This window comes from Pseudoalteromonas sp. AS71 (genome assembly GCF_038900275.1).
Lineage (GTDB): Bacteria > Pseudomonadota > Gammaproteobacteria > Enterobacterales > Alteromonadaceae > Pseudoalteromonas.
The window spans coordinates 140,405-165,173 of the sequence record NZ_JBBMQZ010000010.1; the positions used below are offsets into that span (position 1 = coordinate 140,405).

At 39.0% G+C, this 24,769-nt stretch carries 12 protein-coding genes; 4 read left to right on the top strand and 8 right to left on the bottom strand.

The features are described from left to right. Positions 1-748: 748 nt before the first annotated feature. Together WNY98_RS09780 and WNY98_RS09785 are read left to right on the top strand one after the other, a co-directional pair. Complete coding sequence (locus WNY98_RS09780) at positions 749-3,934, top strand: TonB-dependent receptor (protein ID WP_076923930.1); 3,186 nt, start codon at positions 749-751, stop codon at positions 3,932-3,934. Positions 3,935-4,006: 72 nt separating this feature from the next. Continuing rightward, positions 4,007-5,914 (top strand): prolyl oligopeptidase family serine peptidase, encoded by a 1,908-nt coding sequence (locus tag WNY98_RS09785; RefSeq protein ID WP_342877782.1) that lies wholly within the window; start codon positions 4,007-4,009, stop codon positions 5,912-5,914. 290 nt (positions 5,915-6,204) lie between these two features. Here WNY98_RS09785 and WNY98_RS09790 read toward each other — a convergent pair whose 3' ends face one another. From WNY98_RS09790 to WNY98_RS09815, 6 genes are all read right to left on the bottom strand, one after another. Continuing rightward, positions 6,205-8,613, bottom strand: coding sequence for a glucan 1,4-alpha-glucosidase (locus WNY98_RS09790; protein WP_342877783.1), 2,409 nt, complete (start codon positions 8,611-8,613; stop codon positions 6,205-6,207). Between the two features lie 10 nt (positions 8,614-8,623). Then, positions 8,624-10,129, bottom strand: a complete 1,506-nt coding sequence (locus WNY98_RS09795) for an MFS transporter (protein ID WP_342877784.1) — start codon at positions 10,127-10,129, stop codon at positions 8,624-8,626. Then, the gene (locus tag WNY98_RS09800) at positions 10,122-11,981 is read right to left on the bottom strand and encodes an alpha-amylase family glycosyl hydrolase (RefSeq protein WP_342877785.1); all 1,860 of its coding nucleotides are present in this window, start codon (positions 11,979-11,981) and stop codon (positions 10,122-10,124) included. Before WNY98_RS09800 ends, WNY98_RS09795 begins: the two co-directional genes overlap by 8 nt. A gap of 90 nt (positions 11,982-12,071) precedes the next feature. After that, positions 12,072-13,922, bottom strand: a complete 1,851-nt coding sequence (locus WNY98_RS09805) for a glycoside hydrolase family 13 protein (RefSeq protein WP_342877786.1) — start codon at positions 13,920-13,922, stop codon at positions 12,072-12,074. Positions 13,923-13,924: 2 nt separating this feature from the next. Continuing rightward, on the bottom strand, positions 13,925-15,415 hold the full coding sequence (locus WNY98_RS09810; protein WP_342877787.1) for a tryptophan halogenase family protein: 1,491 nt from the start codon (positions 15,413-15,415) through the stop codon (positions 13,925-13,927). A 109-nt stretch (positions 15,416-15,524) separates the two neighbouring features. Further along, positions 15,525-18,308, bottom strand: coding sequence for a TonB-dependent receptor (locus WNY98_RS09815; protein ID WP_342877788.1), 2,784 nt, complete (start codon positions 18,306-18,308; stop codon positions 15,525-15,527). A gap of 662 nt (positions 18,309-18,970) precedes the next feature. Here WNY98_RS09815 and WNY98_RS09820 point away from each other — a divergent pair. Continuing rightward, positions 18,971-20,593: an alpha-glucosidase family protein gene (locus WNY98_RS09820; RefSeq protein WP_342877789.1), complete on the top strand. Its 1,623-nt coding sequence runs from the start codon at positions 18,971-18,973 to the stop codon at positions 20,591-20,593. Between the two features lie 92 nt (positions 20,594-20,685). On the opposite strand, the gene WNY98_RS09825 is transcribed toward WNY98_RS09820, so the two are convergent. After that, entirely contained in the window at positions 20,686-21,231 is a 546-nt protein-coding gene (locus WNY98_RS09825) for a TIGR00645 family protein (RefSeq protein ID WP_024599387.1), read from the bottom strand. Positions 21,232-21,470: 239 nt separating this feature from the next. On the opposite strand from WNY98_RS09825, the gene WNY98_RS09830 reads away from it, so the two are divergent. Next, complete coding sequence (locus tag WNY98_RS09830) at positions 21,471-21,713, top strand: hypothetical protein (RefSeq protein ID WP_007582596.1); 243 nt, start codon at positions 21,471-21,473, stop codon at positions 21,711-21,713. Positions 21,714-22,028: 315 nt separating this feature from the next. Here the strand turns inward: WNY98_RS09830 and topA are convergent, their stop codons facing one another. Beyond that, the gene (gene topA / locus WNY98_RS09835; RefSeq protein ID WP_342877790.1) at positions 22,029-24,731 is read right to left on the bottom strand and encodes a type I DNA topoisomerase; all 2,703 of its coding nucleotides are present in this window, start codon (positions 24,729-24,731) and stop codon (positions 22,029-22,031) included. Positions 24,732-24,769 lie beyond the last annotated feature (38 nt).

A 24,769-nucleotide genomic window follows, 5' to 3' on the forward strand; every position in this document is an offset into this window, starting at 1 on the left:
CTATACCGTTGCAAAAAACGGAATTTAATTTAGAAAAAAAACGCCTAAGTAAAATCTTTTTTTATGTCATATAATTTCAAAACCATTACTTAAACAACGTGGAAACCACCAAATAATGATCCCAAACTCGTTTACCACAGAGTAAACTTACCTGCTTAATATATTTTGCATATATCCAAACTTTAGGTGTAGTTGAGTTTATGCTCTCACTTAGCGCATTACTTGCTAGTAACGTAAAATTAAACTCCTTATTTGCTGCAAGCGAGTTAATTGTATCGGCACTATATATGTGCTTAAAAAGGCTAATATTAAAGTAACAAAAGATCTTGCGTTAGTCGGCTTTAATAGCATAACCATTGCAAGTTATCTGACTCCCTGACTACAATAGAACGAAACTCCACTGTTGCAGAGCTAATACGTGGTTAAGAAATACAAAGTACACTATTACTTCCAATTTTTTGTTCCTAAAAGGTGAATCTGAGCTTTCGTTTTTTGTAAATACCCGCTCAAATCTGTTCACATTCATTTACAAATAACATAAAACCAATAAAAACAATAAATTAAAGAAAATAGCACCTAGAAAATTATATTTTTTAGTTAAATAAACACCAATTACTGCCTACTTAACCACGGCCACTCGTTAACCATATTTACTATTTTGTTTCCTTAATGTAAATTTATTGTGCCGCTATGATCTTACCTTCTAACTTTATAGCTTAAATAACAATAATATCTCAGGGATCTACATATGTTTAAAACTAAAGCTCTATCAAATGCAATAAGATACTCCTTATTGCTAGGCTCTGTAGCCTTAGCGCCTAACGCGCTGGCTCAAGAAAATGATTTGAATTCAGACGTGGAATTAGAAGAAGAAGCACCTGAACGAATAGTTGTAACAGGCTCACGTATAAGAAAAGCTGAATTCTCAAATGCATCACCAATTCAAATTATCAATGGCGACTTATCTCGTGAAATGGGTTTATTTGATGCAGGCTCAATGCTTCAATCGACCAGCCAAGCGGCTGGAGCTCAAATAGATAATACATTTGGTGGTTTTGTACTAGATAACGGCCCGGGCGCTGCAACAATCGGATTTCGTGGTTTAGGTGCTGAGCGAACTCTTGTACTTATTAATGGTCGAAGAATGGCTCCTGCTGGCGTTGGTGGTGCACCAACATCCCCTGATTTGAATTTAATACCTGGCGTGATGATTGAGCGTGTAGAGAATTTATTTGATGGCGCATCAACCGTTTATGGTTCTGATGCGGTAGCTGGTGTAGCTAACGTAATATTGAAAAAAGATGTTGAAGGTTTTATTTTTGATGCATCTTATCGTCAACCTAAAGGTGAAGGTGGTGAAGAAACTGTACTTTCGGGTATGTGGGGCAAAACCATGGATAATGGTTTTATCACTGTAGGTGTTGAATATTCAGAACAAAAATCTCAATCTTTATCTGGCAACCCTTTTGTTAAAGGGTGTGAAGAGCGTATTTGGGAAGCTGAAGATGGCAGTATCGTAACGCGAAACAGTGGCTATGGTCCTGTAGCAAGCGGTGAAGATTCATGTGACATTTTCCCTCTAACAAACCGTATTAGCGTACCTTCTTTCTTTGGCAGTGTTTATTACACTCCTAACTTTACAAACACTGGTATTCCAAACTTCAGCGAATCAACTGTACCATCAAGTCTTGAAGGATTTTTACCTTCATGGGTAGCTGGCGATTTCGATGGCGATGGTATTAATGATGGTGTATTTGTTGATGGTAACGGCGATGGTTTCCGTGACGTTGACTTCCAAGACCCTCTATACGCTTTCCAACAATCGGATTACTACAAAAGCGGTGATTACAGAAGTAAAAATGAACGTATCTCACTAATGCTTAATGGTGAATACAACTTCCAAGATGATAACGACACAACTTTCTACTATGAAGGTTTATATGCGAGTCGTAAATCACCAATTTTTAGCCCTGGTGCACAAATATTCCAACAAGTAGCGGCATCAAATCCGTATAACCCTTGTGGTACAAACGGTATTGACTGTTTTGGCGTGTTAGGTGTGGGCCCTGGTGGACCTGAAGCCGTTCAGCCAATCATCAACATTCGTGGTGACCGTGATCAAACTGAGGTTGAAGTTTCACAATATCGTTTAGTTACTGGTGTTACTGGTAACCTCGGTATGTTTGAAAACATTGGTTTAGACAATTGGTACTACGACGCGTCTGTATCGTACAGCGCATCAAAAGGTACTGACCACCGTGTTGGTATTGATGAAGAGCGCTTAATTAACTCATTAGAAACCGCTGTTCTTAATGATGATGGGACTGTTACCTGTGGTACCGGTTCTGATGGATGTGTTCCTGTTAATTTATTTGCAGACAGTATTTACCAAGAAGGCGGCGGTACGCTTTCACCTGAAGAAGCGGCCTATTTATTTATTGATCGCGACATCGAAACTAAAGTAAACCAGTTTGTTTTTAATGCATTCATGGGTGGTGACTTCTTTGCACTACCATGGAATAACGAAACTGTTGCAGGTATCGTTGGTATTGAATATCGTCGTGATGAGATTGAATCAAATCCTAATGCAGCAGCATCACAAGGCTTACTATGGGGCTACTTTGCTGACCAAGGCGCTGATGGTTCTCGTAATCTAAAAGAAATATTCACAGAAGTTGACTTCCCTTTACTTAAAGGAGTTAAAGGTGCTGAAGAACTTACATTTACAGCTTCTGGCCGTGTTTCTGAAGAATCTTTCTACGATGCTGAATCAACTTATAGTCTTAAAACTATCTACCGTCCTGTTGATTGGTTTACTTTACGTGCAACAAAAGGTACTTCTTATAGAGCGCCAAACTTACGTGAACGTTTCTTAAACGGTACGTCTGGTTTTAATACAGTTGCCGATCCATGTGTTGTTCCGGAAGATGCTCGTAATATAGACCCATTGAACCCAGGTTCAGCAGCTACATATAATGCGGCTGAAGAAACACGTGATACAGCGGTACTAAACGCTTGTCAAGCATCAGGTATTGATCCAACTACTCTTGGTTTAGGTCAAGGTGGGACTGATTCATATACTGGAACTTATAGCGCTGAGATTGAAACTGGCGGTACAACTGAGCTTAGTGCTGAAACATCAGTGGCTAAAACATACGGTTTTATCTTTGAACAACCGTTCACTGATGCATTTGATTTAACAATGTCATTAACTCGTTTTGATATTGAAGTAACAAATAGTATTGCAGAGCCAAGCGCTGGTTACAGTATTGGTCAGTGCTATTCTGCTGATGGTAATGATGCTTTTTGTAGCCGTATAGGGCGTGACGAAAATGGTCAAATTGATTTAGTTGATGCTAGCTTTATCAATATTGGTTTAATCTCATCTAAAGGTTTTGATTACAATATCTACTTTGAAACAGATACGGTAATTGCAGAAGAAAACTTAGGTATTACACTAGACCTTCAAGCTACGCGCATGACAGAGCAAGTTTTTGATGTACTTGGTACTATTGATGACAATATGGGTGAGCCAGATTCACCAGAATGGCGCGGTACAGCACGCTTACAACTTAAATATTCTGATTTTAGATTTAACTGGGAAACACGTTTCATCGGTAAAGGTCGTGAAGATGAAGATGATTTAGGTGAATTCGAAGAAGGTACTGCAGGTTGTCGTGGTTTAACTGACGCAAATGGTGCTCCACTTAAATGTCGCCCTGTTGGTTTCACCGATGACTACTTTGTACATAACATCGGTATGACTTGGTCTAACGATGCTTATAAAGTGAACTTTGGTGTACGTAACGTATTTAATGAAGCTCCACCAAAAGTAGATCCAAGTGGCTCTTTCTCAAATACTAACATCCCTCTAGGTGTTGGTTATGATACTTCAGGACGTAGCCCATACATCAGTTTTACAGCTTCTTTTTAATTAGAATTGGCTGAGTATATATTCAATCCAGATGGCCTAAAATTTTAGGCCATTTTTTTGAGGGAATAAAAAATGAAACTTAAAAAAAGAATGTTAGTAGGGTTTACCTTACTAAGCCTATCTTCTTTCGCTAATAGCGAAACTGAAGATGCGACACAAATGAGCAGTATCGATGCTTTTTCAATGTCATCGGCTATCCGTAGTGTTGTAGCATCACCTGATGGTAAGAAGCTTGCTATTTTAAGAGCCACTACCAAAAATGGTGACTATATAATTGAGATAAGAGATCCAAATAACCTAGAAGCAGACCCCGTAAGGTTGGGCGCTGATAAAATGCTGATATCTTCCATCGTATGGTTAAACGATGAAAAAATTGGCGTTATGTTTAGACAAATACTAGAAGATGGTAGTCGCAAGTATTGGGTTAATAAGTTTGCAATAACTGATGCAGATGGTGAAGGCGACTGGTTATTGCCATTTAAGAAAAAACGAAATATTCAATTTAATATAATAAATATACTTCCTGACAAAAAAGATGAAGTATTAGTAGAGGTTGATATTAATAATAACTACATTCCAGATGTAGTGCGCTTTAATATTAATACTGGACGAAGCGTTACTGTAATGCGCGGAAATGAAAAAGTATCAGGCTCATTTGTTTCTGACTACGATGGTGAAATAAGAATAGCCCAAGGTTGGAATAAGTCTGATAACGCAATCGATTATTATGCCCGAGATAAAGGCAATGATGATTGGAAAGTAATTAAGCAAGTTAGCCCTAAAAAGCGTGAAAATTTTGAGATATTAGGGTTCGCAAAAAGTAATCCTAACGAAGTTTATGTTAACGCCAACTTGGGCGAAAATACGACTGGCATCTATATTTACAATATTAAAACAGGTCAGTATTCTGAACGCCAATTTGGCCTTAAATCGGTAGATACCGACGGTGTTATACTTGATACAGACGGTACTTTACAAGGCTTTCGCTATACCACCAAGCAACCTAAGTTTTATTTCACAGATCCTAACCTTCAAGCACTTAACGAATCTGTTGCTTCTTTATTTAAAGATAAGTTTGTGCAAATCATTAGTAGTTCTGATAACGATAATGTATTAGTAGTGAGAGTATCTGCTGACGATAACCCAGGCAGCTATTACATTGTTACTAATAAACAGAAGTTAACCAAAATTGGTGATCGACTTCCGTTTATTGATAAAAGTAAACTAGGATCCGTTAAATATATCTCTTATAAAGCAAGAGATGGACGCAAAATAAAAGCGTATGTAACAATTCCTGCGACTAAAGGTCCTTACCCCGCAATAGTACTCCCTCACGGTGGTCCTTGGGTGCGCGACTCTATTGTTTTTGATGATTGGGCGCAGTTACTCGCCTATCATGGTTACGTTGTTATTCAACCAAACTATCGTGGTTCTACTGGTTACGGTTTAGAGCATTGGATAGCAGGTGATAATAACTGGGGCTTGAAAAAACAAGATGATTTAGACGATGCCGCGCAGTATTTGATCGATAAAGGCTTAGCAACAAAAGATAAGCTTGCTTTATTTGGTTGGAGTTATGGCGGTTATGCTGCATTTGCTGCATCTATGCGTGAAAACAACATATATAAATGTGTTGTTGCCGGTGCGGGTGTAAGTGATTTGAGTCGTATCAATGCAACTCTTAACGAAAATCGCTTTTTAAGTATTTTACAACGCCCTACTATTTCTGGTGTCTCTCCTGTAGAACAAGTAAATAAAGTAAATATTCCGATACTGATTGTACATGGTGATATAGATAGTCGTGTTCCAGTAAAACACAGTAGAGACTTCGTATCTGAGCTTGAAAAGTACAAAAAAGACTTTAAATATATTGAGCTAGAAGATGCCGATCACTTTTCTGATACGCTTTTTTACGATCATAAAAAAGAGTTTTATACTGAGTTATTATCGTGGTTTGATAATAAATGTGGGCTCAAATAATATAATTAAAGGGTGACATTCATTTTTGTGAAGAGAATTCTTTAGTTTTAATACCGAGTTACTACATAATAAAAAGGCTTCTAAATTTATTTAGAAGCCTTTTTTAATCACTACAGCATTTTATACCAATCCGCAATAATACTTAATCATTTTGCGGGGCTAAACGTGTCGCTAACTGCGTTAAAAAATTCTTATTTAGAACAACTAAATAGCGAATTTTTTGCCTAGCTATCAACACGTTTTTCCTGCCTCAAAATAGATCACTTAATTAAGCGAATTGGTATTATATATTATTTTTTTAGAGACTCGGCAACCACCGGATAATAGTCCCAAACTTGTTTATCACTGAGTGAGCGTACAAGCTTAATGTATTCTGCGTGTGTCCAAGCTAGAGGTGTTGCTGAGTTTGTACCCTCGCCTAACTCATAACCTGCTTTATTTACGCCTACGCCATCCCATACTTGCTCCGGTAGCATCATGCCGCTATTAGCAAACTGCTCTAAACCTTTAACGTAACTATTTTTAATGTCCGCTTGTTTTGCATCATCAAGCGCATTATTTGCATTTGCAGCTGCTATTTCATAATGCCCGCGCTCACCTGTAAAAAATGGCCATACACGACCACGTTGGCCTGGCGTGTTGCTCCCACTTTCGGCGTAATTAGTACCTGTGGTTTCATCTTCGCCGTAACCGTCGTTACCATAACGGCGATAGCCTGCAAATGTGCCGCTACCATCGGTAAAGTTAAAGCTGTATTTAACTTGTAAGTTATCTTCAAGCGTTTCGTCGTCATATTCAGGTAAGGTTTTAACTATACTTGCATCCTTGGCACTTCTTACTCCGTAGCGGACTAATTCTAAAAACCCACCGTCTAAAATCTGCTTTTTGTTAAAACCTTCACGGCCATTGTTGGCGTTAATTTTAGTATTAGAGTTAGCGTCGGTGTCTTGACCTATACGAATAAAATACTCGCCATCGGTGCTATCACCTTTTAAATTACCTTGAGTGGTAAACATTTGCGATTCTATATTACTGTTGTACTTTTTAGCCGTTGCTAAATAACGATCAGCATTTTGAGTATCACCACTGAGTGTTGCTATGTCACTGGCTGTTATAAGGCCAGCAACAACGGCAGCCGTTGTAGAGGGAGAATAACCACTTTGCTCTTCCCAGCGCTCTTGCTGTGTTGCAGGTGGAGTGATTTGCATGTCGTTCCATAAAATTTTAGCTCTTCCGCCATTAACTAAAAAGTCAGCTGCCGGTTTTAGCATGCGTGCGTACCAATCTTTAAGTTCGTTATCACTTAGTACGTTTGCTTGATGTAACTTCCACGCGAGCATAATTGGCATAGCCGTTTGATCTAGCTGTACCCCTACCCATTCAAGTTCACCGTCAACATGTGTTTTTTGTAAAAACCAGCCAGTGTCGCCATTGTTACCGGGAGTTTTGCTAGTAACTTGTACTTTTTCAAGGTATTCGAAGGCCGTTTTTGCAGTGGCTGTATCGCCTAAGGCCATAAACGCCATAGCTACTTGATAAAAGTCACGAACCCATACCGCTTTGTAACCTGTAGAACCCTCTTTGGCTGAAACAGTTTCACCCCAAGGATTAGAAAGTGAGGCAATGAGCGCACCCGCATTGGTTTTGTCCTCTTGCGCTTTTAGCACCATTGCACTGGTATAAAGTAGCTTACCGTCATCGGCTGTTTGATTAACCATGGCGCTTAATGGCTCAAGGCTTTGTAAATAATCTTCCCAGCCTAGCGCTTCCCCTTTACCGTTGTAGGCATCAAGCACATTTTGATAACCTTTAGATAAGCTCTGCGCACCTTGTTGATGGCTTTGCTGCTGGGTTTTACCAAAGCTTAGTGCTAAATCAAATGTGGTATTACTATCGATATTACCAAGCTCTGCCAGCAGAGTGACGTTACCTGCCTTATCGCCAGTGTTTGAATATTGTTTGCTTAGTGTGTGTTGTTTTTTAAGTGAGGTGATGCCATCGCTCACACCTGTAAAGCCTACACTTTGCATTTTGAATGGCGTAGATGATTGCAACGTTAAAAAGTTATCGTCTTCCCAGGCAACTAAGCCTTGCTCAGTGGTTTTTGCAAAATCACCTAAGCCGTTGTTGTTTATATAAGGGTTAACAGCAACATACGCTCTCACGCCTTTAAGTGATGTATTAAAAATACTGCGTACAAACAATGTTTGTCCGCCTGGATCGGTGAATATGTGTTTTTCGAGGGTAAAACGCCCTTGCTTATCTGTGCTTGTTACTTTGTAAGCAAGCGATAGTGGTCTACCTTTATCGTCTTTATGTAAGTAATCAATTGTAACGTCTAAGTCGTCAGCTTCAGTGACTGTAAAGTCTTTACCGGTTACTACAAACTGCATATCTTTGATTTGTGCTTGGTGAATGAGTCCAAACATAGTTTCGGTGATCATACCTTTAGCAATTGAAAACCATACTTTTGATACTTCACCTGTCGCAGCGTTGTTATTATACTGGCCGTTTTGGTATTGCTCAAAAGAAGTACCAATTCCGGTTTTACCCGCGTAAGCCCAAAATGGTTCAGCACCTGGTGCGCCAGGAGCGGCTGAAACTGTAGCGTCAATATTTTCGTTATTCGTATTTTGTGCACCACAGGCTGTTAAACCCAAAGTTAAAAGAGCGGTGGTAATAAGGTTATATTTTTTCATTGTGTGACCCTTAGTTTGAATTTTTAACGCGCATTACAGCAATTGCAGCAACAACGAATGATGCAGCACCAATTAATAATGCGTAAATAGGCTGATTAGAAAATACGTGGCGTAAAATAAGCCCTAAAATACTAGCGGCAAGCAATTGCGGTATAACAATAAAGAAGTTAAAAATACCCATATACACGCCCATTTTGTTACTCGGTAGTGCATTACTTAACATTGCATAAGGAAGCGATAAAATAGAAGCCCATGCAAAGCCAACGCCTATCATTGGAATAAGGAGCATTTTTGGATCTGTTATAAACATAAAGCTCGCAAGGCCCAATGCGCCTAGTAATAAGTTAAAGCAATGCGCACCTTTTAATCCCATTTTTTTAACTAAAAACGGAATACACATAGCAGCAATAGCCGCAAAGCCATTGTAAGCTGCAAATAAAATACCGACCCAATCAGCCCCATCGTTAAAGGCTTTACTTGTTGCATCACTGCTGCCGTAATGAAAGCTTGTTACTGCGGCTGTGGTGTATATCCACATAGCAAATAACGTAAACCAACTAAAAAACTGCACCCAAGCAAGCTGCTTCATTGCCTCTGGCATGGTAAATACATCTTGTATTACTTGGTAAAAACCGCCTTGTATTTTGTTAGCAGCCTTTAATGCGCTTGCTATCCACTGCACAATACCAAACGCTAGTAAGCCACCAGCAAGTAGGTATAACTCTTTTTCAAGCGATAAACCCATTACTAAAGCAAGTGTTGCTAAACCTAGCACCACAAAAATAATGGCACCTTTATTGAAGTTGATATCTACTAATGCGGTGTTAGTCGGTTTGGCAGTGTGGTTTTCAAAAGCAGCTAATTGCTCAGGGCTATATTCTTTAGTTCGCATAACTGTCCAGAGAACTGCAACTAGCAATACAACCCCACCCCAATAAAATGAATATTTAACAGATTCAGGGATTTGCCCTGGCGCAGCGGTATTACTAACATCAAACCAATTGGTCATCATCCATGGTAGTGCTGAGGCTAATACCGCACCAATACCAATAAAAAAGCTTTGCAAGCCATAGCCCGTAGCACGTTGTTTTTCTGGCAGGTTATCGCCTACAAGCGCTCTAAAAGGTTCCATAGTGACGTTGATTGATGCATCCATAATCCACAACATACCTGCAGCAATCCAAAGGGTTGGTGAATGCGGCATGATAAAGAGTGAGATAGTAGTAAGTACCGCCCCTATGAAAAAAAATGGACGTCGACGACCAAAACGTCCCCATGTTTTATCACTCCAATAACCAATTATTGGTTGCACTATTAAACCTGTTAGTGGTGCTGCAACCCATAAAATAGGAATATCATCAACTTGTGCGCCTAGGGTTTGAAAAATACGGCTCACATTGCCGTTTTGTAGTGCAAAACCAAATTGAATGCCTAAAAAGCCAAAGCACATATTCCATATTTGCCAAAAACTTAGATTTGGTTTGTTGCTGTCATAATTATTATTTTGATTATTCATGATTAGCCTTATTAGTTAAAACTGCGCTACTAAATGCATCTAGCGAAAGCATAAGCTTTGTAACTTCTTTGTCAGTGATGATCTTTACCGTATTTTGTTCAAGTAAGTCGTGTAGAGGTTTATTTCGCTCAAAGGTATTTGCTTGCTCTGGTGTTAAATTAATTAATACCGTTTGTGGCTCCCCACTAAAATTACTAAAAACATAAATAGATTGCTGTCCCAGCGTGCGTACAAAACCAACAACGCGCTCGCTACCACTAACCGAAAGCGCTGTCATGGTTCCACCTACAACAGCGGGTAAACTATTAAGAGCCATTATTGCTTTATAATAATCACGAAGTGATGCTTGTTCGCTCGTTAAGTTAGCGCCGTCAAATTTGCCTTTATTCATCCATGCTTGATGCGCTGGTACACCAATGTAATCAAAAATGCTGGTGCGAGTAGGCGTTCCAAAACCTGCGTTTTCAGATCCGTCCTCTCCCACATCTTGGGCAAAATATAATAAAGTGGGTGCGCGACTAATTAAGCTAGAAACTACCATTGCTGGTTTCCCCCAGCGTGCATCACCTGCAAAATCAGGGCTAGCAATGCGTTGTTCGTCGTGATTTTCTAAAAAGTGCAGCATGTGCGCTTCAATATCAGTAACTTGGCTTTGGGCTGCAAAAATAGTATTGGCAGCTTGCTTATTCTGCATAATGGCTTTTAATGTGTCGTAAAAGCCGACTTTGTCATACAAGTAATCCATTTTCCCTTGCTGAATATACGCTCTGTACATTTGTGGGTTGTAAACTTCAGCCAATAAAAACGCATCGGGCTTTTGCATTTTTATTGATGAATTTAAAAAGCTCCAAAATTCAACCGGTACCATCTCGGCCATATCGTACCTAAAGCCATCAACGCCTTTATCGAGCCAGTACAAAGTGATGTCTCTAAATTTATACCAACTATTAGGAAGCTCTTTATTTTGCCAAAACGCATAATGAGCTCGATAATCTTGGTTTTCTAGCTCTTTAGGTAATGCAGGAAAGTCATAGCTGCCATCAGGCTTAACGCCATAATTCACTCTTACGGTTTCGTACCAATCGTTAATATCTGGCTTTGGTGCACGCGCACCATTACCCGTCCATTTTGCTGGGGTTTCATCAAAAAAACCGTCAGCTAAAGGGTGAGTATTACCCCCTAAAACTATATAGCTTTGTGATGTTGGAACCTGAAAAGACTGACCTGGTACATAATAAAAGTTATTATTTTTATCGTACTCTTTGCTGGTGTCGTCTTGTTCACCAAAGTCTTTTATTCCCTTGGGTTTTGCTACTGATTTATAATTACGAGCCACATGGTTAGGTACAATATCTATAACCACTTTCATGCCATGCCTATGAGTGCGTTCAATCAGGTCACTAAACTCACCCATTCTATTGGTCACATTTATGGCTAAATCTGGGTTTACGTCGTAGTAATCTTTTATTGCATAAGGTGAACCTGCACGGCCTTTAACTACATCAGGGTCGTCTTGCGTAATTCCATACTCGGTATAATCGCCCACTAGCGCATGATGTAAAACACCGGTATACCAAACATGGGTCGTACCCAATTCTTTAATACCTTTAAGTGCAGCATCGTTAAAGTCGGAAAATTTACCTACGCCATTTTGCTCTTTTGTACCCCAAGGCACATTCGCAGTCTGTGTGTTGCCAAATAAGCGTGTAAATACTTGGTATACAACGGGCTTTGTTAACTCATTTTGCGCTTGTTTAGGCGCTTGCTGTTGTTCGGTTTCATTATTGTCTGAGCACGCACTTGTTATAAGTGCGCTACACAGTAATGCAGGTACATAAACTGATTTTTTCATTGTGTGTCTTTTTGTCAGTAGTGTTATAGCTTTATACTAAAGATATCTGCAGCAAGCATACAGTTGCTGCATACGTATTCACTTAAACATTCACGGTGTATTAATCACTAATACCGTTGCAGCCATTGGCTTTAAGTTAATACTGTTAGTTAGTTTAAAAGTGTGTTGTGTGAATAATGCCTGCGCATTGGCATTTTTTGGTATAACTTCTTGCATGTAATCAAGATTATGCTTTTGTGTTACTTTGTTTTTATTCATAAAAACTAATACTGTTTGCGTATCACTAACGCGAGCATAACTATACACACCATTGTTCGGGCTGAAATGAACGAGCTTACCCTTTGTAAGTGCCGGGCTTTGCTTTCTAAAGTTAAGAAGCGTGCTTATAGTCTTGTGCATATCGCGCTGCTCTTTACTTAAACCTATTCCAGTAAACGCATTGGCGTTTTGATTTTTAAACCCACCTGGAAAATCAATACGTATATCACCATGATCTTTACTCGGCGTGTTATCTAATAATATTTCGGTTCCATAATATATTTGTGCAATGCCACGCGTTGTTAAAAACAAAGTCATCGCCATTTTAGTTTTAGCTAAGTCTTGCCCAAGCTCCGTATATACACGGCTCATATCGTGGTTATCAGCAAACACCATAATGTTATTGGTGTCTGGGTATAAAAAATCGTTAGCTAATGACTGATATACTTTAACCCAGCCTGTGCTCCAACTTTCATCTTCATTTAAAGCTCGAATTACCGCCTCTTGCAACGAAAAGTCCATCACACTGGGTAAGCTTGACACATACCCATCTTGATTTACTTTACCGCGCTGCCAATACGACGCTATTGCAGGGTTTGAAGTCCACTCTTCGCCAACAATATTAAAGTGTGGGTATTCATCCATAATGGCCTTGGTCCAATCACTTAAAAACGCTTTGTCTGAATAAGAATAGGTATCTACACGAATACCGCTTAAATCTGCGTATTCAATCCACCAAATTGCATTTTGAATCAAATACTCATTTAATAATGGTTGGCGCTGATTTAAATCGGGCATGCTAGCGACAAACCAACCATCGCTAAATTGGCGTTTATCGTAGTTACTTGCGTGTGGATCTTGAATTGTTTGGCGCGCATGGCTTGTGGCATTTTTGCCATTTTCAAACTGCCCATTAAAGTTAATCCAATCTTGAGTTGGTTTATCCTTCATCCACAGGTGCTCAGAACCAAAATGATTAAGCACCATGTCCATAACAAGCCCAATGCCCTGCTCTTTAGCCTTTGTTGACAACGTTTTATACAACTGGTTTGAACCCATACGTGGATCAACGTTGTAAAAGTCTGTAATCGCGTATCCATGATAAGAGTAATCAGGCATGTTGTTTTCAAGCACAGGTGTTAGCCAAAGCTGTGTCACGCCTAGATTATTTAAATACGGCAGCGCATTAATTACACCTTGAATATCACCGCCATGTCGCCCGCCTTTAAAGCTTGTATTTGCACTCTCTAGCATACCTCTAACTGTATCGTTTTTTTCATCACCATTTACAAAACGATCTGGGTTAATTAAATATAAAGCATCTGCATTTGTGAAACCTTGGCGTTGCGCGCTATGTTTATCTCGGGTAAGTAAAGGAAATTCAAAGCTATGTACTGGATCGCTACTCTTAAATTGAAGCGTTCCTGCTTTGGCGTTATTGCTAATATTTAAATGTAGAAAAGCATAATTCGGGCTGTCAGTGCGTGTTACGTTATTAAGTTCAACCCCTTTATACTTATCTAATTTAAATTCTTCGTTCGCTATATTTTGCTCATGTACGAGTACTGTAATGTTATTTTTATTCATGCCTACCCACCAATTGGCAGGCTCTACATTAAGTGCATAACTAAAGCTTGGTAAGCTACATGCGCTTACTAGTAAAAGTGTGTTTAAAAATCGCATTGTTATACCTTTTTAATGCTGGCTAAAAAATTCTGGTGAGTTGGTAGCTGCGCAACTGTTGAGTTTATCAATGTTTTTAAAGTAGAGAATAAATCGCTTAGTTGATCATCACTTAGTGAATCAACAATACTGTTATAGTCATCAGGGATAAGCCCTTGCCCTATCATGACTTGCTGCCAAGCAACTTCAGCGAATAGTTCATCATCTTCCCGCACTACTTTGCCTGTTTGTTTAAATAAACTCAGTTTATGGGTAAGGGAATTTGGTATATCCATTTGCATGCATTGACGCCAAAACGGGGTATCTTCTCGCTCGGTGAGTTTATAATGCAAAATAATAAAATCGCGTATATGCTCTATTTCAATAACGCTTTGTTTATTAAACTGCGTTACTAACGCATCGCTAATGCCATTATGTGGAAATAGTTTAATTAAGCGTGTAACCGCAGTTTGAATTAAATGAATACTGGTTGACTCAAGCGGCTCTAAAAATCCACTTGATAAACCAACCGCGACCACGTTTTTATGCCACTGCTTTAAGCGCCGACCTGTTTTGAATTTTATAATACGGGGCTCTGTAATTGGCTCAGCGGGTAAGCTTTTTAGCAGTAACTGCTTAGCATCATCATCTGACAAGTATCTACTGCAATAAACAAGGCCATTGCCAATACGATTTTGCAGTGGTATTTGCCATTGCCAACCAGCACTATGTGCAATAGATCGCGTATAAGGTTTTAGCTCATTGGTACTTTGCGTTTGAACAGCCACTGCACTATCGCATGGTAAGTAATGAGACCAATCAATAAACCCTGTATTAAGTGTTTGCTCAATTAACAAGGCACGCAGCCCGGTGCAATCTATAAATAAATCACCACTAATTTGACTATCGTTATTAAGTGTTAGGCTTTTAATATTGCCTGTATAGCGTTGTTCAACATGGTCTATTTTTGCATCTATATGTTTAACACCGCGCGATATAGCCAACTTTTTTAGATATTCAGCGTAAAGCGTCGCATCAAAATGATATGCGTAACTCAGCCCTGGTAGCTGAGTATTTGGGATGGTATTTAAAGGGGCAAACCTATGCTGTTTAGCCGCTTGGTAATTGAGTGAAAAATCCCATAGTTCGTCTTCGCAACCCGTAACTTGGCCTTTTAACCAAAAATTATAAAAGTCACAAAAGGGAAAATCTTTACCAAACGAGCCAAACGCATGCATGTAGCTATGCGATTGGGTTTTCCAGTTTTCGAACTCTATACCTAATTTTATTGAAGCATTAGTGGCATTAATAAAATCTTGCTCGTTTATACCCAGCGCGTTATTAAGTTGAATAATAGGTGGTATTGTTGCTTCACCCACTCCTATCGTACCAATAGCTGATGATTCTATTAGTGTGATATTAATTACTTTACCTAACACTTTATTAAGCAGTGCTGCTGTTATCCAGCCTGCGGTACCACCGCCTGCAATTACCACGTGTTTTATTGGTTTCATATTATTATCCACGTTTTATTAAATTTAAGTACGGTTAAAAAGTTAGGTAAACTAGCTATAAAAAAGCCCCTGTAACACAAATTACAAGGGCTTCTACACACAGCTTTTATTATAGCTTGTAGCTAAAGCCTAACAAGTAAGTGCGACCGTAATCTTGGTAATCACGTACTTGTAAAGCATTGTCGCCTGAAAGCGACGTAAACGGTTCTTCGGTTAGGTTTTGTACTTGGAACTGAATTGATAAACCTTCAAGGCTCTCTATACCTGCTTCACTAAAGTCGTAACCCGCTTGAACATCCCAAATAGTTTCACCTAAAATATCAACTTGTTCCGTATCAAAGCCTAAACCATATACATCGCCTTTAAAGGCACTGCGTTTACGCATACTGGTACGTAACTGCATACCATGCATTTCGTAGTAAACCGTTAAGCTTTGAATTTTATCTGAAAGACCAGGTAGTTCGTAATCGTTACCGTTTTGGTCCTCAATATCAGACTCAATACCAGTATGGCTGGCAATTAAACCAAAACCTTCAAGAGACGGATGGAAAATTTTAAACGGTAATGCCAGTGACAACTCATAACCATATAGATCGCCACCGCCGCCATTTATTTTACCACTGCCAGTACCCGATGATGTTGCTGGTAATTCTCCGGTAGATGGATCTGCAACACCCGACATATCAATTGCGTAAGTACCGTCAAAAATCCACTGAGTTAAATCTTTATAGAAAAACGCTGCAGAGAAGTAACCCTCATCACTAAAGTAATTCTCGTAAGTAAAATCGTAGCCTGTTGCTTCTTTAGGCTCTAAATTTGGATTACCACCCGATACAGACCAATAGTTACCATTTTCATCTGGCGTTTGATTATATGACGCATTAACTGATGAATTCATTTCATCTAAGCGTGCACGAGAAATTGTTTTAGCAGCACCAAAACGTATCGTTTGTTGCTCATCAATCGCAAGTGACAGGTTTAAGCTAGGTAAAACGTGTGAGTAATCATGACTTATGTTTGTAGGTGATGTAACAACCACACCATCAACAGTACTAAATGCATTACCTTGTGATGATTGATCAGTTTGTACATAACGCACGCCCACGTTACCCGTTAATGCAAGACCGCTTACTTCAGCATTAATATTTGCTTGAACAAATGCAGAAGTAATTTCTTCTTTTACAGTCCACGATTTCGTCGCATGACTTGTATTTGTTAAGCTCTCTGCAAGTAAGTCGTAATAACCATCGTTAACTAAGCCATTTACGTCATAAGCAATCATATCGCCCATGCCTATAAAGTCTAGGTCAACACTTCCATTACGGTACTGTTCTGGTACGCTAAGCATGCCTGGGTTATCAAGCGAAAAGCTAGATAACGTCATAAAGTAACCTTCTGAATCTTTTGTTTTCTCACGTTCTTTGTAAGACATACCAAATTCAATAGAGCTTATGTACTCGTTTTCTAATACCTTTGAAGCCGCTATTTTTAATGTTGATAATTCATCTTCAATGGTCGGTGCATTAATAAAACCATCTTGCGCTTGGTTTTCATACTCAGTGCCAGTCAAACCATATTTATCGTTAAGTGCAGAGCTTGCACCCCACGATAGTGGGCCACCTAATTGTATTAAACCATAATCGCTATAATCTAAATCATGTGAAAAAGTAGCTCCAGTGTTACCACCATTAAATGTGTAACCCAAGTTATCTGCTACCCCGCGAGCATCACCACGACCAGTGCCTGAATAGCTTTCAACACTCCATATTTTGCGCTCTACTTGTGAGTAACTTGCATCAAACTCAACTGACCATGAATCGTCAATATCGTATTTAGTATTAAAACCAAAGGCTGTAAGTTCGGCTTCGCGTTCTTCATAATCGTTACGAACTACAACACGCTGACCTTGTGTTACTGCACTTGTTATAAAGCCAGATGCTTCATCAACTACAACACTATTTGGATCAATACTACCTTGTCCCCATGCAAATGGAACTTCAATACCGCGTAGAATTTTTTCATCTGTAAAATCTACATATAACGCATCAAACGTCATATTTAATTTATCTGTGGGCGCCGCTTCTAAAACAAGCATTGCCGAATCACGCTCAAGCGTTGATGAACGTACGTAAGGTTTAGCACCACCTAAAATTGAATAATCGTTACCATTTTCAGTGAATTCTGGATAACCCCATGAGTTCCAACGTTTTTCTTGATTTGGTGAACTCATGGTGTTTAGTGCAAATGCAACACCAATGGTATCGTCTGCAAATTGATCAATGTATGAAATAGTGCCTCGGTAACCGTCGTCGTTGCCGTCAGGGTTTAATTTACTAAAGCTGGTTTGCTCATACTGTCCATTTACTTGTACAACACGTTCGCCTTTGCTTAAAGGACGAACTGTTTGCATATTAATAACACCAGCAATACCCTCAGCATCAATACTTGCATTTGGCGTTTTATAAACAGTTACACCGCTCATTATTTCTGATGGGTAAAGGTCAAACTCTACACCACGGTTATCACCAATCGATACTTGTTCACGACCATTAAACGTTGTGCCACTTTCATTCTCGCCAAAACCACGAATAGAGACACGACTTGCTCGGCCGTCTAAGCGCTGAGCTGTTAAACCGGGTAAACGCGCAATCGATTCAGCAATTGAAGAATCTGGCAATTTGCCAATATCTTCAGCCGATATAGATTCTACAACCTGTGTAGAGAAGCGTTTTGTGTTAATAGACTCAACCACACTGCCACGAAAGCCTTTAACTTCGATAACTTCTACATCATCTTTTTTTATTGTATCTTCTTGAGCAGCCTGTGTAGCAAAGCTCGATAAGCCTGCAGCTGTTAATGCCAAAGTTAATATACTTGGTTTGAACATAGACATAATGTTTTCCCGTTACCCATATTGTGATACCCGCGTTCAATGTTTAAGTGATAGTTAAACAAGGCGAGCTAATTTTGTTGTCAGGATGAATATTAACGCCAGATTTATTTTATTAACAAATTTATGCATACGTATTCAACAATTTCAATGTAGCCTAAAATTAACACATATTACACACGCTTATTTTTAACTAATTGATTTAATTGAATATAAGCTAGATAAAAAACACAAGACAAACATCAATAGTCAAATCAATTCTATTGAAACTTAATGGCACTTTTACTTAAATGTAAACAAGGTGAAATTAATTATCACTGTCAAATAACGTTTAAATTATTCCACATTTACCAAGCGTTAAATTGGTCAGACCATTTCATATAGATCTTGGGATATATTTCCCTTACAGTACAATCTGTTAGATTCAATTTAACTAATAAATCAATGACTGACGTAATTGGTAAACAATAGATACGCAAAATGAACGCTACTAAAGCCACTCTAACCACTTATTTTTAATAAATTTATTGCATTATTTTTAGTGCATACGTATGCAGACTTTTTACAGGATTAAAGGCTTCACGTATGCTTTTTGCAAATAACGTGATTAATCGTAATCACAATAAAGAATAGTCTAAATACTGTGTGGAATGACGGAGAAAAGCATGACCCAAAAGCAGTGGTATAAAGGTGCGGTTATTTATCAAGTTTATCCGCGTAGCTTTCAAGATAGCAACAACGATGGTATTGGTGATTTAAAAGGGATTATTAATCGTATTGATTACATTAAAAGCTTAGGCGTTGATGCAATTTGGATTTCACCTTTTTTCAAATCGCCAATGAAAGACTTTGGCTACGATATTAGTGACTACCGTGACATTGACCCGCTTTTTGGTGATTTAAACGATTTTGATGAACTTATTAGCCAAGCCCATGATCGCAATATTAAAATTATAATTGACCAAGTACTAAGCCATACATCAGATCAACACCAATGGTTTACAGATAGCCGCGAAAATCAAAATAACGATAAAGCGGATTGGTATGTTTGGGCTGAAGCCAAAGATGACGGCACAGCACCTAATAATTGGCTGTCTATTTTTGGTGGTGGCGCATGGCAGTGGGAACCTCGCCGTGGGCAATATTATTTGCATAACTTTTTAACCGAACAACCCGATTTAAACTTTCATAATCCTGACGTAAGACAAGCTGTACTTGATAACGTAGAGTTTTGGCTTAAAAAAGGCGTAGATGGCTTTAGATTAGATGCTATTAACTTTTGCTATCACGATGCACAACTTCGCGATAACCCAGCTAAACCAAAAGATAAGCGCCAGGGTCGTGGTTTTAGTGAGGATAACCCATACGCATTTCAGTATCATTACTACAACAACACTCAGCCAGAAAATATTGAGTTTATGCAAGACATTCGCACATTACTTAATAAATACCCAGGTACTGTATCGCTTGGCGAAATCTCATCAGAGGATTCATTAGCGACAATGGCGCAGTACACCAAAGGTGGCGATAAGCTGCACATGGGATATAGCTTTGAGCTCTTAACAAATGATTATTCAAGTGAATATATTAGAACTACTGTTCAAACTCTTGAACAACGTATGACTGAGGGTTGGCCGTGTTGGGCATTTAGCAACCATGATGTTGAGCGCGTAGCGAGTCGCTGGAGTGAAAATGGCATAATAAACCCTCAGCAATGTAAAATGCTAACCGCCCTACTTGCTTCCCTTCGTGGCAGTGTATGTATGTACCAAGGTGAAGAGCTTGGTTTAGGCGAAGCATCTGTTGCCTTTGAAGACTTACAAGACCCATATGGCATTACATTTTGGCCTAATTTTAAAGGGCGTGATGGCTGTCGAACGCCAATGCCTTGGGAGCAAATTGATTCATCTCATGCCGGTTTTAGTGATGTAAAACCTTGGCTACCCGTTGATGATGCACACAAACAGCAATCAGTTGCGATGCAAGCAAATGATAGTCACTCAATTTTAAACGCCTACCGTGAATTTATGGCGTGGCGAAAAAAGCAAACTGTTTTACTTGAGGGTGATATTGAGTTTATTGAAACGCCTGAGCCTGTGCTTGCTTTTTATAGAACGCTTGGAACGCAAAAAATGCTTTGCCTGTTTAATCTAAGTTCTCAACAAACAAATATTGATATGCCGACATCAATCATTAAAGAATATAACGAGCTTAGCCACCACAGCGCAAAATTAAGCCAAGACACACTAACGCTTGAGCCTTTCGCTTGCTTTTATGCAGAGTGTTAATGACATCAATAATTACACTTAATGTTACAGCTAAGCTCTAAACATAAAAAGCCCAAGTAAATTACTTGGGCTTTTTTGTGCATTTAATTTTTCTAATGACTTTGGGTTTTACTGTTTAAGTAATCAGTTAAAGCAAATAAAACGCCTGACATTACAAACGTGACATGAATAGTCACTTTCCAAAGTAGCTCATCACTTGGATATGCACCTGAGTTAATAAATACTTTTAATAACTCAACAGCAGAAATAGCCACTATCGCACTTATTAATTTCATCTTTAGACCTGAAAAACCAACTTTGCCCATCCAAGATGGTCTGTCTTCGTGATTATCAATATTAAGCTTAGAAACAAAGTTCTCGTAACCACTAAATGTAATGATCAGTAATAGCCCCGCTAATAAAGCTGTATCAACTAAAGTTAGAATACCGACAAGTAACTCTTGATTGGTTGCTGTAAATGTCGCAATACCCATTAAATAAAGCTGCTTAAAAAACTTTATTAACAACAGTACAACTGCAAATAGTAGACCCACAAAAAATGGGGCTAGTAACCAACGCCCTTTAAAAATAAAAGATTCTAATGCATGCTCTACTTTATTAGCTTGGCGTGGTTTTTTATTAGGGGTGTGTAATGACATTGGTTTGACTTTTAATTAAAAAAGCGACCTTAGCTTATAAACCACTACAACACAATGTTGCGAAATCCTGAGAAGTGAATTACTCATCCTCACGATAAAAATATTTCGTTATCTTTTATTTCGTTTTCGTTTAAAAATCAATATACCAACAGAGTTGTTCTGGATTGGGCACTACTGGTTTAAACCTAACCTTAAACTGGGTAAATCAGTCATCACACCATTTTTTTAGGAATAAACGAATGAAAAAAGCATTGCTAGCATTAATCGTAGCTCCACTATTTGCAGTATCTGCGACTTACGCGGTAGCAGACGATGCGCCAACAGCTTCAGCCGAAATGGTAAAAGAATACACAGAAATGTGTGTTAACTGGGCTAAAGATGATGACGTAAGCAATGAAGAGCTAAATGCCTACGTATTAAAATGCGTAAATGATGAGCTTGAATCTGAAGGCTATAAAAAAGTATCTTCTGTTAAGATTTAATAATACCAATTGCATTAAATTAGTGAGCTATTATAGCGCTAAAAAAATAGCTCAATAGCAAGTCGAAAAGCATGACATATAGTTGTTTTATATAAATGTTTCTTAACACAGTGAGTGGGTTATTTAGTGCAACATAATGACCATGTTTTTAATAAAATTGGTATCTCCAATACGCTTAGTTGAATGTACTGCTAATAAAGCCGTTGCGAAAACATTTAACTAGGCACAAAAAAACCGGAATAGACACAAGCTGTGCGTTCCGGTTTTTTTATAGTTTTTAAACCTATAAAAAGTTATGAATAAGCGATAATGTGCTTATTCATCTTCTTTTTTAGCTTTAGGCTTTGCTTTAGCTGGTGCCTTTTTTGCAGCAGCTTTCTTTTTAGGTGCTGCCTTTTTCTTAGCTTCTTCTGTCCATTTACCTGCTTCATAATGAGCAGTCCAGCCAGTTGCTTTGCCGTCAACTTCAGTCATAACATACTGAGCTTTATTTTTACGGCTGTAGCGTACAACAGCAAGATTACCATCAGGATCTTTAGCAGGTGCATCTGCTAAGTAATAAAACTTAGGCGAGATACGCTCTCTAAAGCGTTTTAACTCTTCTACCTTAGGTGCACGTGTTTCACGAGACTTGGGAAAAGTATTTGCAGCTAAAAATATACCCGCGGCGCCATCACGTAATACGAAATACGCATCTGACTTTTCACACTCTAACTCAGTAATGTGAACAGGATCTTCTTTTGGTGGAGCAGCTTCGCCACTTTTAAGTAGTTTACGTGTGTTTTTACACTCGTCATTATTACAGCCAAAGTACTTACCAAAACGACCCGATTTAAGTTCCATGTCAGAACCACATTTATCACATTCGATAATTGGTCCGTCATAGCCTTTAATTTTAAAGGTACCTTCTTCAACAATATGCCCTTTACATGCCGGGTTATTACCACACACATGTAATTTACGGGTTTCGTCGATTAGGTATGAGTCCATTGCAGTTTCACAAATAGGACAACGCTTCATTTGCATTAACTTTTCAGTTTCTACATCTTCTACATCAGCTGCAACAGCTTCATCACCCGACACTAAGTTCATTGTCGTAGTACAACGCTCTTTTGGCGGAAGGCTGTAACCAGTACACCCTAAGAAAACACCGGTTGATGCCGTGCGTATACCCATTTTTCGGCTACATGTAGGGCATTCAATATCGGTTTCAACCATCTCGTTAAGACGCATGCCACCATTCTCTGGCTCGTCTTTAGCGACAGTTAATTGCGTTGAAAAATCAGCATAAAACTTATCTAGAACTTGAGTCCATACTCGCTCGCCTTCAGCGATATCATCTAAACGGCCTTCCATTTTAGCTGTAAAATCAAAGTTCATTAAATCAGTGAAATTTTCAACCAAGCGATCGGTAACTATTTCACCCATTTTTTCAGCAAAGAAACGGCGATTTTCTACACGTACATAACCACGATCTTGAATCGTTGATATAATCGACGCATAAGTAGATGGACGACCAATACCGCGTTTTTCGAGCTCTTTTACTAAACTTGCTTCACTAAAGCGCGCTGGTGGTTTCGTAAAATGTTGCTTGGGATCAAGTTCGATTAAAGTAAGGATCTCACCTTCTTTAACAGCCGGTAGTGATTGATCTTCTTCGTTTTTCTTACGCACCGCAGGTTGTACTTTTGTCCAACCATCAAAGCGGAGCACACGGCCTTTCGCTTTAAGCTGGAAGTCGTTAGCTGCAACAGTTAGTGTTGTTAAATCGTATTCAGCAGGTACCATTTGGCATGCTACAAACTGACGCCAAATTAGCTCGTACAGCTTTTTAGCATCGGCGTCTACACCTTCAACATGACCAGATAACACGGTGACGCTTGAAGGACGTATTGCCTCATGCGCCTCTTGTGCATTGCCTTTGGAGCTGTAGCTAATTGGATCTTTTGGTAAGTATTTAGCACCAAACTCGTTTGTTACATACTCACGACACATTTCAACGGCATCTTTTGAAAGATTAGTTGAATCGGTACGCATATACGTAATATAACCGCCTTCATACAAACGCTGAGCAAGCATCATGGTCTTTTTAACGCCATAACCTAAACGTGTACTTGCCGCTTGCTGCATGGTTGAAGTAATTAATGGCGCACTTGGGCGACTTTTACTTGGTTTTTCTTCAACACTAATTACTTTGTATTCTGCATTCTCAAGGCTTTTAACCGCTGCGCTAGCCTGAGCTTCATTTACAGGCTTAAAAGGCTTTCCTGCTTGTTTGGCTACTTCTAAACGTAACTCAGACTCAGTATTTTTAACGTCAGCGTGAATATCCCAAAATTCTTCAGGGATAAATGCCTTAATTTCACGCTCACGCTCTACTAATAAACGTACAGCAACAGACTGAACTCGTCCTGCAGAAAGTCCACGGGCAACTTTTGCCCATAATAAAGGTGATACCATAAAGCCAACAACACGGTCTAAAAAGCGACGTGTTTGCTGAGCATAAACCATATCAGTATTAAGCTCGCCAGGTGTTTCAAACGCTTGCTGTATTGCGTTTTTAGTAATTTCGTTAAAAACTACTCGCTTATACTTAGCAGGATCACCACCAATGATTTCTTGAAGGTGCCAAGCAATTGCTTCCCCTTCTCTATCCAAATCCGTTGCGAGATATATTTGGTCTGCATTTTCAGCCAGCTTTTGTAATTCTTGAACAACTTTTTCTTTACCAGGCAGTATTTCGTAATGCGGATCCCAGCCTTGGTTTGGGTCAATACCCATACGCGCGACTAAGTTTGTATAATCTCGTTGCTTTTTATACGCTGCTTTCTCTTCAGGTTCCATTTTACGAACTTCTGCTGGCGTTTTAGTTGCCGGCACTTTAGCTTTGCTCGAACCTGAAGTAGGTAAATCTCGTACATGCCCAATACTGGACTTTACGATGAAGTCATTACCTAAATATTTATTAATTGTTTTAGCCTTAGCAGGAGACTCTACAATTACTAGCGATTTGCCCATAGTTGCCTATTTCTAACCAAATATTAAAAATGTGTTTT